At 71.2% G+C, this 11,492-nt stretch carries 12 protein-coding genes; 6 read left to right on the top strand and 6 right to left on the bottom strand.

Annotated features, from left to right (window positions below; translation table 11 throughout):
• Positions 1-42: 42 nt before the first annotated feature.
• The 3 genes from DPA01S_RS08310 to DPA01S_RS08320 all read right to left on the bottom strand — a co-directional run bounded on the left by DPA01S_RS08310 (position 43) and on the right by DPA01S_RS08320 (position 2,123).
• Positions 43-579 carry a ferritin gene (locus DPA01S_RS08310; protein WP_007632120.1) on the bottom strand — a complete coding sequence of 179 codons (537 nt, stop codon included), beginning with the start codon at positions 577-579 and terminating at the stop codon, positions 43-45.
• Positions 580-683: 104 nt separating this feature from the next.
• Positions 684-1,460, bottom strand: coding sequence for an SDR family NAD(P)-dependent oxidoreductase (locus tag DPA01S_RS08315; RefSeq protein WP_061915388.1), 777 nt, complete (start codon positions 1,458-1,460; stop codon positions 684-686).
• Positions 1,461-1,670: 210 nt separating this feature from the next.
• Positions 1,671-2,123 (bottom strand): limonene-1,2-epoxide hydrolase family protein, encoded by a 453-nt coding sequence (locus tag DPA01S_RS08320; RefSeq protein ID WP_061227977.1) that lies wholly within the window; start codon positions 2,121-2,123, stop codon positions 1,671-1,673.
• Positions 2,124-2,433: 310 nt separating this feature from the next.
• Between DPA01S_RS08320 and DPA01S_RS08325 the strand changes: the two genes are divergently transcribed.
• On the top strand, positions 2,434-3,288 hold the full coding sequence (locus tag DPA01S_RS08325) for an alpha/beta fold hydrolase (RefSeq protein WP_061915406.1): 855 nt from the start codon (positions 2,434-2,436) through the stop codon (positions 3,286-3,288).
• A gap of 51 nt (positions 3,289-3,339) precedes the next feature.
• Here the strand turns inward: DPA01S_RS08325 and DPA01S_RS08330 are convergent, their stop codons facing one another.
• The gene (locus DPA01S_RS08330) at positions 3,340-4,137 is read right to left on the bottom strand and encodes a DUF5642 family protein (RefSeq protein WP_061915391.1); all 798 of its coding nucleotides are present in this window, start codon (positions 4,135-4,137) and stop codon (positions 3,340-3,342) included.
• A gap of 277 nt (positions 4,138-4,414) precedes the next feature.
• On the opposite strand from DPA01S_RS08330, the gene mshA reads away from it, so the two are divergent.
• Positions 4,415-5,725, top strand: coding sequence for a D-inositol-3-phosphate glycosyltransferase (gene mshA / locus DPA01S_RS08335; RefSeq protein WP_061915409.1), 1,311 nt, complete (start codon positions 4,415-4,417; stop codon positions 5,723-5,725).
• Positions 5,726-5,885: 160 nt separating this feature from the next.
• The gene (locus DPA01S_RS08340) at positions 5,886-6,413 is read left to right on the top strand and encodes a type III secretion system chaperone family protein (protein ID WP_232303069.1); all 528 of its coding nucleotides are present in this window, start codon (positions 5,886-5,888) and stop codon (positions 6,411-6,413) included.
• Between the two features lie 99 nt (positions 6,414-6,512).
• Here DPA01S_RS08340 and DPA01S_RS08345 read toward each other — a convergent pair whose 3' ends face one another.
• The gene (locus DPA01S_RS08345) at positions 6,513-8,225 is read right to left on the bottom strand and encodes a long-chain-fatty-acid--CoA ligase (protein WP_061915394.1); all 1,713 of its coding nucleotides are present in this window, start codon (positions 8,223-8,225) and stop codon (positions 6,513-6,515) included.
• Between the two features lie 41 nt (positions 8,226-8,266).
• On the opposite strand from DPA01S_RS08345, the gene DPA01S_RS08350 reads away from it, so the two are divergent.
• From DPA01S_RS08350 to DPA01S_RS08360, 3 genes are all read left to right on the top strand, one after another.
• Entirely contained in the window at positions 8,267-9,013 is a 747-nt protein-coding gene (locus tag DPA01S_RS08350; protein ID WP_061915397.1) for a phosphoglyceromutase, read from the top strand.
• Positions 9,014-9,173: 160 nt separating this feature from the next.
• Complete coding sequence (locus DPA01S_RS08355; RefSeq protein WP_061915400.1) at positions 9,174-10,370, top strand: sensor histidine kinase; 1,197 nt, start codon at positions 9,174-9,176, stop codon at positions 10,368-10,370.
• Entirely contained in the window at positions 10,367-11,056 is a 690-nt protein-coding gene (locus DPA01S_RS08360) for a response regulator (protein ID WP_061915403.1), read from the top strand. Before DPA01S_RS08355 ends, DPA01S_RS08360 begins: the two co-directional genes overlap by 4 nt.
• On the opposite strand, the gene DPA01S_RS17010 is transcribed toward DPA01S_RS08360, so the two are convergent.
• A partial coding sequence (locus DPA01S_RS17010) for a DUF3109 family protein (RefSeq protein ID WP_501161678.1) occupies positions 11,038-11,492 on the bottom strand: 455 nt, incomplete at its 5' end. The genes DPA01S_RS08360 and DPA01S_RS17010 overlap by 19 nt on opposite strands.

Below are 11,492 nucleotides of genomic sequence, written 5' to 3' on the forward strand. Positions count from 1 at the left end.
CCCCACGGCGGTGAGCCCCGGCCCACCGCGGTGGGGCGTGCGTCAGACCGCGCCGCCGGCCACCGACGGCGGGGTGCCGGTGTTGGTGGAGGCGTCGTTCTCGCGGGCGAGGTACTCCTCGATGCGGAACCAGTCGTCGGCCGCGCGCTCGGCGATGGTGACGAGCGTGTTCATGTTGGCGACCTCCTCGACCTGCTCGCGCAGGAACCACAGCATGAACTGCTCGCCGAGAGGGTCGGACTCGGCGCGGGCGGCCTGGAACATGTCCTCGATCTGCCGCGTCACCTGCTTCTCCTGTTCGAGCGCGAGGCGCAGCGCGTCGGCGGGGCCGCTGAACCGGGCCTCCGGGGCGGGGACGGCGGGGATCGTGACGGGGATGTCGCGGTCGAGCATGTACTGGACCATCATCATCGCGTGGTTCCGCTCACCGAGGCTGTGCGAGTAGAAGCGCCCGGCGAGCTGCGGCAGGTCCTGCGCGTCCGCCCACACTGCGATCGCGACGTACTGCTGGCTGGCGGCGAACTCGTGACCGACCTGAGCGGAGAGGAGATCGACGAAGGTGTTCTTGTTCCTGGCCATGGCGGGCCCCTTTCAGTAGGGGGCCAGACTATGGCGAACGCCGACGTTTTACCAGGTCAGATAGCCTAACCTGCCTTTCGATTGGACAGGCTCACCTACTGATGTCAGCTCCGGTGCGCGCGCGTCGCGGAGTGCTGATCGCGGGGCTTCACCACGATCTGGTCCAGGTTGACGTGGGAGGGCCTGCTGGCCACGAAGCCGACGATCTCCGCCACATCCTGCGCGACCATGGGGGTCAGCCCACGGTAGACGGCGGCCGCCTTGTCGTCGTCGCCGTCGAATCGCACGCGCGAGAATTCGGTCTCGACCATGCCGGGCGCGATCTCGGTGAACCGCACCGGCTGGCCGAGGTGCTCGCCGCGGAGGGTGCGGTGCAGGACGGCCTGCGCGTGCTTGGCGGACGTGTAGCCGGAGCCGTTGTCGTAGGACTCGATCGCGGCGATAGAGGTGATGGTGATGACAAGCCCGTCGCCCGTCTCGACCAGCACCGGCATGAGTCCGCGCACCATGCGCAGCGTGCCGAGGACGTTGGTCTCCCACATCCAACGCCACTGATCCTCGTCGGCGTCCATCACGCTGGTCGTGCCCTTGGCGCCGCCGGCGTTGTTGACCAGCACGTGCAGCCGGGGGACGGCCGCGCAGAACGCCTCGCACGAGTCCGCGTCGGTCACGTCGAGCGGCATGGCCGTGCCCCCGATCTCGTCCGCCAGCGCCTGCAGCCGCTCGACGCGCCGCGCGCCGATCACCACGTGGAAGCCCATCCGCGCCAGCTCGCGCGCGGTCGCCTCCCCGATGCCGGACGACGCCCCGGTCACCACGGCGACGCGGGTCTCGGCGGGCAGGGCGGACAGGCGGTCTCGGGCGGCGGAGTGCTCGATCATAGCTTAGAGGGTAAGGGGCGACGGCCGAGTGGGGCGATGGTTGCGGCGGTCGAGGGCGATGACGGTCCCGGGCGGGAGACGAGGCGGCGAGGGAGGATTCGCGCGAGAGAAGCGGCGCGGGAGAAGTGGCGCGTGGGATATGACGACGGCGACCCCGCTGCCGCCTGGAGGTGGGCGACACCGGGTCGTGCGCGTGCGCGGCCTGCCGACTCAGCCGCGACGCAGGCCGGGGAGCATCCCGATCAGTCCGCGGACCGTGCCGCGGGCGATGTCGGCGGTGGAGAAGTAGTCCTGCCACCCGCAGACCAGACCGCCACGGACCTCGAGGCGCCCGCACACCCAGAAGTCGCAGCGGAACGGGCCGACGCCCAGCGTGTCCGTGCGCTCGGTCAGAACGACGTGGGGGGAGCGGGGATCGGTGGGGTCCGAGGGGGCGGACACCGCGAGGTGGTGGGTCTGCACCCCGAAGTGCATGCTGCGGTGCATCGCGGCGATCGCGCTGACGACGGCCCGCTTTCCCCGCATCGTCGGCAGGCCGATGTTCGCCCACCACACGTCGTCGGAGACCAGTTCGGCCGCGGCGGAGGTCGAGCCGGAGGCGAGGGCGTCGAAGAACACCCGGACGACGACGTCGGGGTCCGTTTGCGTGGTGGTGACAGCCATTGGCCCACGATAATCGCAACCGTCGGTTCCGGGGCGCGCAACGGCACGGTCAGCGACCCACCTGCTCCGGACCCGCTCCGGACTTACGCGTCCGGTCTGGTCCATTCCGGGCGCGTGACCCAGGCACGAGCGAGCAGATTCCACGCGCAAGCCGGTCCGGGCGCGTAACCCCGCCGGGGCGAGCAAGCCGAGCGAGCAGATTCCACGCGCAGGCCAAACGGCGCGCGTGGGTCGAGGCGGGACTGGTCGCGTGGGGGCGCATGGCCGCGACCGGCCGTGCGGATGCGGAACTGCTGGCACGATGACCGACATGACCTCAGCCAGCACCCCCTCGTCCACCCAGACCGTCGCCTCCACCGTCTCGTCGGACGGCGCCGCCATCGCCTACCGCGTGCTCGGCGACCCCGCTGCGCGCCCGCTCGTGCTGATCCACGGCTGGGCCCAGTCGAGCGCCTGCTGGGGGCCCGAGCTGCTGGCCGAACTGGCGACCCGGTTCCGGGTGGTGGCGATGGACCTGCGCGGCCACGGACACTCCGACGTCGCCGAGGCGGGCTACGACTCGGCCGCCCAGTGGGCCGACGACGTGGAGGCGGTCCTCGACGCCGCCGGCATCGGCGAGGGGGCCGGGGCGATCCTGCTGGGCTGGTCGTACGGCGGGATAGTGGTCTCCGACTACCTGGCCGCGCGCGGCGAGGACCGGGTGGCCGGGATCGTGCTCTGCGGCGCCGTGACCTCGGTCTCCCGCTCCGCCGGCGGCGCGATCGGACCGGCGATGATCGAGGTGACGTCGAACGGCGCGTTCGACGAGGACCCCCGAAAGGCCGTGGCCGCCCTGGCGAGCTTCGGCAGCGCCATGATGCGCGGCGGCGACGGCACCAGCGGCCAGCGGATCTTCGGACTGTCGCTCGCCACCCCGCCGGCGGTCCGCCAGAAGTTGCTCACCCGGCGTGTGGACAACGACGAGACCTTGCGCGGCCTGGGCATCCCCGCGCTGGTGATCCACGGTGAGCACGACGGCGTGGTGCTGCCGTCCGCCGGTCAGGCCAACGCCGAGATGGTCCCCGGCGGCCGTTACGTGGGCTTCGCCGAATCCGCCCACGCGCCCTTTCTCGAGGAGACGTCGAAGTTCCTCGCCGAGCTCGACTCCTTCACCGCCGGACTCTGACGCATGACTCTGACGCATGACTCTGACGGCGGACTCTGACGCCGGGACGGGTCAGCCGGCGTTGTTGACCTTCTCGACCTGCTTGGTCAGGAGGTCCGCCAGCTCCGCCTCGGCGTCGGGGCCGATTTCGCCCCCGCTGTCCGGGGCCGTCATGGCGCCGGCGAGGACCTTCACGCCGCGGACCTCGGTCAGGTAGACGATGTTCGTCATGCGCCCACCCTCACCGAGTGCCTCGACCTGCGTGTCCGAGGTCCGTGCGAGCACCTCGTCGGCGCCCTCGATCTCCGGAGCGTCGACCTCGGCCGAGGTGCCGGTGATCCCCAGGGCCTGACCGGAGAACCGCACCTCGGCGCAGCTCTCCCAGTTGGTCTTATACTCGTCGAACGACACGCCGGTCCGCAGCACCTGCACGGTGAACATGGCCGAGCCATCCTCGCCACCACCCATGAGCGCAGCCAGACCACCGCCGGAGACGTCACCGGCGAGGGTGGCGTTCATGTCGGCGGCGTCGGCGCACTCCGGCGGATCGACCTCGAGCTCCATGCCCTCGGGCATCTCGAGCCCCGCGCCCGCCTGCGCCAACAACGCGGGATCGGCCGCCTGCATCGGCATGGGCCCCGCCTCCTCCGGCGTCAGCAGCAGGTCCTGCGGCGAAGCGTCGGTGGGCTCGTCGCTTGCGTCATCCATGGCCCCGGACACCGCGTCACCGGCCTCGTCCACCGCCGACGCCGCCGAAGCACCAGCGTCCGAGGCGGCCGATTCGGCCTGCTCACCGGCGTCGGAGGAACACGATGCCGCGCTGAGGGCGGCCCCCAGGGCGAGTGCGATACCGAGCCGACGAATGGTCATGATTTTCTCCGCGTGTGGTGGCTGTTGATAACGGCTGCGCCAGACGCTATACCGACGCACCCGTCGAGGGGTATGCCAACCCGCCGGGGGAGTGGATGCCCGCCTCGTCGTCGTCGAAAAATCCCGGGAGGGCTGCGCACCACCGCTGTGTCCCGGCTCAGTGGCACCCACCCGCCCCCGCAACGTGTACCCCGCGGCACCCACCCGCCCCCCGCGCGAGGTGCACCCCGCCCCGCGCGACGTGCACCCCGGCGCGGGCGGGGGCACAATCGAGCGGGTGACCGTCTCCGAGCTCGACCGCGGCGTCGCGCACCCGCTGCCCCGACGCATCGCGGTGTTGTCCTTCCACACCTCCCCGCTCGCCCAACCGGGCACGGGCGACGCCGGCGGCCTCAACGTGTACGTCCTGCAGACCGCCCGTCGGCTGGCCCGCCGCGGCGTGGAGGTCGAGATCTTCACCCGTGCGACCCACTCCTCCCAGCCGCCCGTCGAGGAGGCCGGCGACGGCGTGTTGGTCCGCAACATCGTCGCCGGGCCGTTCGAGGGCCTGCGCAAGGAGGACCTGCCCACGCAGCTGTGCCCGTTCGTCGCCGGCGTCATGCGCGCCGAGGCCGGCCAGGCTCCCGGCCACTACGACCTCATCCACTCCCACTACTGGCTGTCCGGGCAGGCCGGGCTGGTGGCGTCCGAGCACTGGGGCGTGCCCCTCGTACACACCGCGCACACCCTCGCCGAGGTCAAGAACGCGGTCCTCGCCGCCGGTGACACGCCGGAGCCCGAGTCCCGGCGCATCGGGGAACAACAGATCGTCGACGCCGCGCACCGCCTGGTCGTCAACACCACCGGCGAGCGCGACGAACTCGTCCGCTTCTACGACGCCGACCCGGCGGACATCGACGTCGTCTCGCCCGGCGCCGACCTCGACCAGTACACGCCCGGCACGCAGCGCGGCACCGAGCGGGCCCGCCGCGCGCTGGGCCTGGCGCAGCGCACCGAGGTCATCGCCTTTGTCGGCCGCATCCAGCCGCTCAAGGCCCCTGACGTGATCGTCCGCGCGCTCGCCGAGATCGTGCGCGCGCAACCCCACCGCGACGTCCGACTGCTGGTGGTGGGCGGGCCGAGCGGGTCCGGGATGGACCGGCCGAGCTCGCTCATGGAGCTCGCCGAGGAACTGGGCGTGGCCGACCGCGTGAACTTCCTCGCGCCGCGCCCGCCGTCGGAGCTGGTGGACGTGTACCGCGCCGCGGACATCGTGGCGGTGCCGTCGTACTCGGAGTCGTTCGGGCTCGTCGCGCTCGAGGCGCAGGCGTGCGGGACGCCCGTGGTCGCCGCCGCGGTGGGCGGGCTGCCGACGGCCGTCGCCGACGGCCGCACCGGGCTCACCGTGGACGGGCACGATCCGCGGGAGTGGGCACGCGTGTTGTCGGGATTGTTGGACGACGACGAGCTGCGCCTGTCGATGTCGCGGGCCGCCCCGGTGCACGCGTCCGGGTTCAGCTGGGACTCGACGGCCGACGGACTGCTGGGGTCGTACGCGGGCACGATGGCCGCTTACCGGACCCGGCGTGCAGAGGCGGCGGCGTCCTGACCGCATCCGGCGTGCGGAGATGCTGACGTCCTGACCGTGCCCGGCCCGCTGGACCATCCGCCGCGGCGCGGGCACCGAACCCCTCGTGGGCGTCATTCGCGTAGACAGAAGTTCGAGTAGACACGAGGGACGACGCCCCCACCGCCGAAGGAGCCCCACGATGAGCGACGAGACCCGCGAGCCCGACTTCGACCAGCCCACCGTGGACCGGATCCGCGACTTCCTCGTGGATAGGGAGATCGAGTCCACGCTGGCCGACGGACACACCTTCGTCGTGCAGTTGCCGGGGGAGAAGCGCCTCAAGACCGCCTGCCATCTCACGGTGAACAAGGAGAGCGTGCGCGTCGAGGCGTTCGTGTGCCGCAACCCGGACGAGGACTTCGAGAAGGTCTACAAGTACCTCCTGCGCCGCAATCGTCGGCTGTACCAGGTGGCGTACACGCTGGACAACAACGGCGACATCTACCTCGTCGGCCGGATGCCGCTCATCGCGGTCACCGAGGAGGAGCTCGACCGCGTGCTGGGCCAGGTGCTCGAGGCCGCCGACCACGACTTCAACATCATCCTCGAGACCGGCTTCCACACGTCGATCCGCCGCGAATGGGAGTGGCGGGTCTCGCGCGGTGAGCCGCTGCGCAACCTCGACGCGTTCCGCCACCTCACCGAGGACCTGCCCCAGCCGGAGTAGGCGGCCCCGCCCTGGGCGCGCTCGTCGAGAAGAGCGTTTCGCACATTTCTACTCGGCCGATGCGGGCGAAATCGTCTTCTCGATGACTGGTCGGTGCGGTTAGGCGGTGATCTGCTCCGCGACCTTCTTGCGCAGGACCTTGCCCATCGGGTTGCGGGCCAGGTCGTCGACCTCCACGAACTCGCGCGGCACCTTGTACCCGGTCAGCGAGGCCCGGCAGTGCGCGCGGACCGCGTCGACGTCGAGCGTCGCCCCCGGTTCGAGGACCACCGCGGCCACGACCTGCTCGCCCCCGTCGGCCGCGGGACGACCCACCACCGCGCAGTCCGCGATCCCCGGGGCGGTGCGCAGGACCGCCTCCACCTCGGAGGGGTAGACGTTGAAGCCGCCGGTGACGATCATCTCCTTGATGCGGTCGACCACGCGCAGGAAGCCGTCGGGATCCTGCACCACGACGTCGCCGGTGCGCAGCCAGCCGTCGTGGAACGTCGCGGCGGTGGCCTCCTCGTTGCCCCAGTACCCGCGGAAGATCTGTGGCCCCTTGACCAGGAGCTCACCGGGCTTGCCGCCAGGGACGTCCTTCGACGGATCGTCCTGATCGACGATCCGGATGTCCGTGTCGGGGAAGGGCACGCCGATCGCGCCGGCCCGCCTCGCCGTCGACATGGGGTTGCCGACGATGATCGGCGAGGTCTCGGTCATCCCGTACCCCTCCACCAACAGGCCGCCGGTGGCGGATTCCCACTTCTCGATGAGCTCGGCGGGCAGGCTCATGGCGCCGGAGAACGAGAAGCGCACGCCCTGCAGGGAGATCGTGCGCTTGGCGGACTCCTCGAGGATCCGGGTGTAGATCGGCGGGACGGCGGGGATGAAGGTGGGCAGGTTCTTGGCGAAGATCGGCATGACGAGGTCCATGTCGGGCGTCGGCACCAACTGCAGGCGCGCTCCCTGGGCGATGCCGAACACCACACACATCGTCACCCCGTAGGCGTGGAACATGGGCAGCGTCGCGAGGAAGCGCTCGCGGCCGGGCTCGAGCCCGGGGACCCAGGCGCGACCCTGGGTGGCGTTCGCGACGAGGTTGGCGTGGGTGAGCACGGCGCCCCTGGGGGTCCCGGTGGTGCCGGAGGTGTAGAGGATGAGCGCGGCGTCGTCGGCGGCGGGCCGCGGGTGCGAGAAGTCGAGCTCGGGGCCGGTCTCGAGCTCGCCCCAGTCGAGGGTGCCGGGCGCCGGTCGGGAGAGCTTGGCGCGGGAGGCGCGCAGCGCGGGCACGGGGAGGTGTCGCAGCGCGAGTCGCTTGGCGGTGGGGAAGGCGTCGAGGAGGTCGACGGCGAGGACGTGCTCGATCCGGGTGCCGGGGCGGTCCGCGAGATCACGCACGACGTCGGCGACGACGTTCCACGTCACGACGACCTTCGCCCCGTGGTCGGTGAAGGGGCCCTCGAGCTCGTCGGCGGTGTACAGGGGGTTGTGCTCGACGACGATCGCCCCGATGCGCAGGGCCGCGTAGAAGACGGCCACGCCCTGGGGGCAGTTCGGCAGCAGCACCGCGACGCGGTCGCCGGGCCGGACGCCGAGTCGGCGCAGGCCCTCGGCGGCGCGGCGGACCCGGCGGCCGAGATCGGAGTAGCTGGTCAGGCGGCCGAAGAACTCGGTGGCGGGCCGGTCGGCGTGGGCGGTGACGGCGGCATCGAACTGGTCGATGAGGGTGGTGGTGCCGTAGTCGAGGTCGTGCGTCGTGCCCGGGGTGTAGTGCACGGTCCACGGCCGGTCGGGGTGTGCGGGGGTGTCGGCTCCGGCGAGTGCGGTCATGTCTGCACCGTAGTCCTCCGGTGGCAGGTCATAATGAGCGTATGGCTTACGGAACACTCGTCCTCCTGCGTCACGGGCAGTCCCAGTGGAACGCGTCCAACCAGTTCACGGGCTGGGTCGACGTCGACCTCACCGATCTGGGACGAGAGGAGGCGGTCCGCGGCGGCGAGCTCCTCGCGGAGGCGGGGATCCTGCCCGACGTGCTCTACACCTCGCTGCTGCGTCGTGCGATCACCACGGCGAACATCGCGCTGGACGCGTGCGACCGCCACTGGGTGCCGGTCACCCGCCACTGGAAGCTCAACGAGCGGCACTACGGCAAGCTCCAGGGGCTGAACAAGGCGGAGATCAAGGAGGAGTTCGGCGACGAGCAGTTCATGCTGTGGCGCCGCAGCTACGACACCCCGCCGCCGCCGATCGACGCGGACAACCAGTACTCGCAGACGAGCGACGTCCGGTACGCCGATCTGCCGGAGGTGCCGCTGACCGAGTGCCTCAAGGACGTCGTGGACCGGTTCATCCCGTACTACGCCGCCGAGATCGCGCCGAAGCTCGCGGAGGGCAAGACGGTCATGGTCGCCGCGCACGGCAACTCGCTGCGCGCACTGGTCAAGCACCTCGACGGCATCTCGGACGACGACATCGCGGGCCTGAACATCCCCACCGGCATCCCGCTGGTGTACCGGTTCGACGAGGCCGGTCTGGTCGCCAACCCGGGCGGCACCTACCTCGACCCGGAGGCCGCTGCCGCCGGTGCGGCCGCGGTCGCCAACCAGGGCGGCAAGTAGCGCGCGCGGCGGCGTCCCCGCCCCGGTGCGGTCGGACGGCCCGTCGCAGGTGAAGGCCCGGTGAACGGGCCGTGAACCCCCGTCCACCTGCGGACTTCCCGCCGGTGGACGGGGGTTCGTCGATTCGGGCGCGCGGGCGGGGCACCGTAGGATCGGGGCCGTGCAGGTCAGTCTGGGGATCTTCCTCGCGATCGTCGCCGGGGTCATCGGCTTCATCGTGGGCGGCTTCGTCGTCCCGCTGATCAACCGGCGCAACGAGCGTCGCCGTGCCGAGCAGGCCGGGCCGAGCCGGCTGGAGGTGCTGCAGGGGGTCTACCTGCAGGCGCCATATGCGCTGGCCGTGGTGGACCGGCATCAGGACGTGGTCCTCTACAACCGTCGCGCGGCGGAGCTGGGGATCGTCGACGACCGCCTCCTCGTGGAGCCGGTGTGGCTGGCCGCCCAGGCGACGTTCACGACCGGGGAGCCCACGCGCTTCGACCTGCCCGCCAAGTTGCTCACCGGCCGCCGGCGCATCCCCTCGGTGAGCGGGCGCAGCGAGATCCTCGGCGAGTACAACGAGCAGTTCGTGGTGGTGTTCGCCGACGACGACTCGGAACACCGCCGCATGGAGGCCGCCCGCCGCGACTTCGTCGCCAACGTCTCCCACGAGCTCAAGACGCCGGTCGGGGCGATGGCCGTGCTCGCGGAGGCGCTCCTGGAGTCCAAGGACGACCCGGACTCGGTCGAGTACTTCGGCGGACGCGTGGCGAGCGAGGCCCAGCGGCTGGGCAAGATGGTCTCCGAGCTGATCGAGCTCTCGCGGCTGCAGGGCGCCGAGCGGATCCGAGACCCCGAGCCGGTGGACGTGGACGACGTGGTGGACGAGGCACTGCGCCGGTCCGCGTCGACGGCGGAGGCGGCGGGGATCGAGCTCATCACCGACGCTCCGTCCGGCCTCGAGGTGAAGGGCGACCGGACCCTGCTGGTCACGGCGCTGACCAACCTCGTCTCCAACGCGGTCAACTACTCGCCCGAGCGCACGCCGGTGTCGATCACCCGGGGTATCGACGGGGACACCGTGATGCTGCGCGTCACCGACCGCGGCATCGGGATCGCCCCCGAGCACCAGGCCCGCGTCTTCGAGCGGTTCTTCCGTGTGGACAAGGCGCGTTCGCGGGCGACCGGCGGGACGGGCTTGGGGCTCGCGATCGTCAAGCACGTCGCGCAGAACCACAACGGAGCTGTCAGCCTGTGGAGCCGCCCCGGCACGGGGTCGACCTTCACACTCGAACTCCCGGCCCACGTGGAGCCGGGTGGCGACGGGACGACCCCCGCCGCCGAGCACGTCTCACAAGGAGAGGACCAGGTGCCGTGACCAGGGTGCTGATCGTGGAGGACGAGGATTCGTTGGCGGATCCGCTGGCGTTCCTTCTCCGCAAGGAGGGCTTCGAGGTCGACGTGGCGGGGGACGGCCCGACCGCGCTGCAGAGCTTCGAGTCCGAGGGTGCGGACATCGTGCTGCTCGACCTCATGCTGCCCGGCATGTCCGGCACCGACGTGTGCAAGCGCCTGCGGATGACGTCGAGCGTGCCGGTGATCATGGTGACCGCTCGGGACAGTGAGATCGACAAGGTCGTGGGCCTGGAGCTGGGTGCCGACGACTACGTGACCAAGCCCTACTCGGCCCGCGAACTCATCGCCCGCATCCGGGCCGTCCTGCGGCGCGGTGCGGAGTCCGAGGCCGAGCCGGTCGAGGAGATCGGCGTCCTGGAGTCCGGGCCGGTGCGGATGGACATCGAGCGGCACACGGTGATGGTCCGCGGCGCGGCGGTGACGCTGCCGCTCAAGGAGTTCGACCTGCTCGAGTACCTGCTGCGCAACTCGGGCCGGGTGCTCACCCGCGGTCAGCTCATCGACCGGGTGTGGGGCTCGGACTACGTGGGCGACACCAAGACCCTCGACGTGCACGTCAAGCGGCTGCGCTCGAAGATCGAGACGGACCCCGGCAAGCCGGTGCACCTGGTCACCGTCCGCGGGCTGGGCTACAAGTTCGAGTCCTGACCGCCCCGCCCGCCGGCGGCGCGCTCGGTCGCCGGGTGAACGGCGATGATGCCCAGCTGCCGCCGGCGCCCGCACGCCGCGGCGAGCACCTCGTAGGCCTCGGCGCCGAGGAGCTCGACCAGCTCGTCGCGCAGGGAGACGTACACGGGCTCGGTGCCCACGTGTGCCTCCGGCGAGCCGGTGCAGTACCAGTCCAGGTCCAGCCCGCCCGGGCCCCAGCCGCGGCGGTCGTATTCGCCGACACGGGTGTGGAGGATCTCCACCTCGTCGGCGCGGGTCTCGGTGTCCTGCGTGAGTCGTATCGGCAACTGCCAACACACGTCGGGTTTGGACTCGGGGAGGCTACGCCCCGTCCGCGCGGCGAGGTGGTGCAGGGCGCAGCCCGACCCGGTCGGCCATCCGACGTCGTTGAAGAACACGCACCGACCGCCTAGGC

The organism is Dietzia papillomatosis NBRC 105045 (assembly GCF_001570845.1).
GTDB classification, from domain to species: Bacteria; Actinomycetota; Actinomycetes; order Mycobacteriales; family Mycobacteriaceae; genus Dietzia; species Dietzia cinnamea.

Coding starts and splice junctions, on each gene's coding strand:
- DPA01S_RS08310 (WP_007632120.1), bottom strand. CDS start 579: ATGGCCAGGAACAAGAACACCTTCGTCGATCTCCTCTCCGCTCAGGTC.
- DPA01S_RS08315 (WP_061915388.1), bottom strand. CDS start 1,460: ATGATCGAGCACTCCGCCGCCCGAGACCGCCTGTCCGCCCTGCCCGCC.
- DPA01S_RS08320 (WP_061227977.1), bottom strand. CDS start 2,123: ATGGCTGTCACCACCACGCAAACGGACCCCGACGTCGTCGTCCGGGTG.
- DPA01S_RS08325 (WP_061915406.1), top strand. CDS start 2,434: ATGACCTCAGCCAGCACCCCCTCGTCCACCCAGACCGTCGCCTCCACC.
- DPA01S_RS08330 (WP_061915391.1), bottom strand. CDS start 4,137: ATGACCATTCGTCGGCTCGGTATCGCACTCGCCCTGGGGGCCGCCCTC.
- DPA01S_RS08340 (WP_232303069.1), top strand. CDS start 5,886: ATGAGCGACGAGACCCGCGAGCCCGACTTCGACCAGCCCACCGTGGAC.
- DPA01S_RS08345 (WP_061915394.1), bottom strand. CDS start 8,225: ATGACCGCACTCGCCGGAGCCGACACCCCCGCACACCCCGACCGGCCG.
- DPA01S_RS08350 (WP_061915397.1), top strand. CDS start 8,267: ATGGCTTACGGAACACTCGTCCTCCTGCGTCACGGGCAGTCCCAGTGG.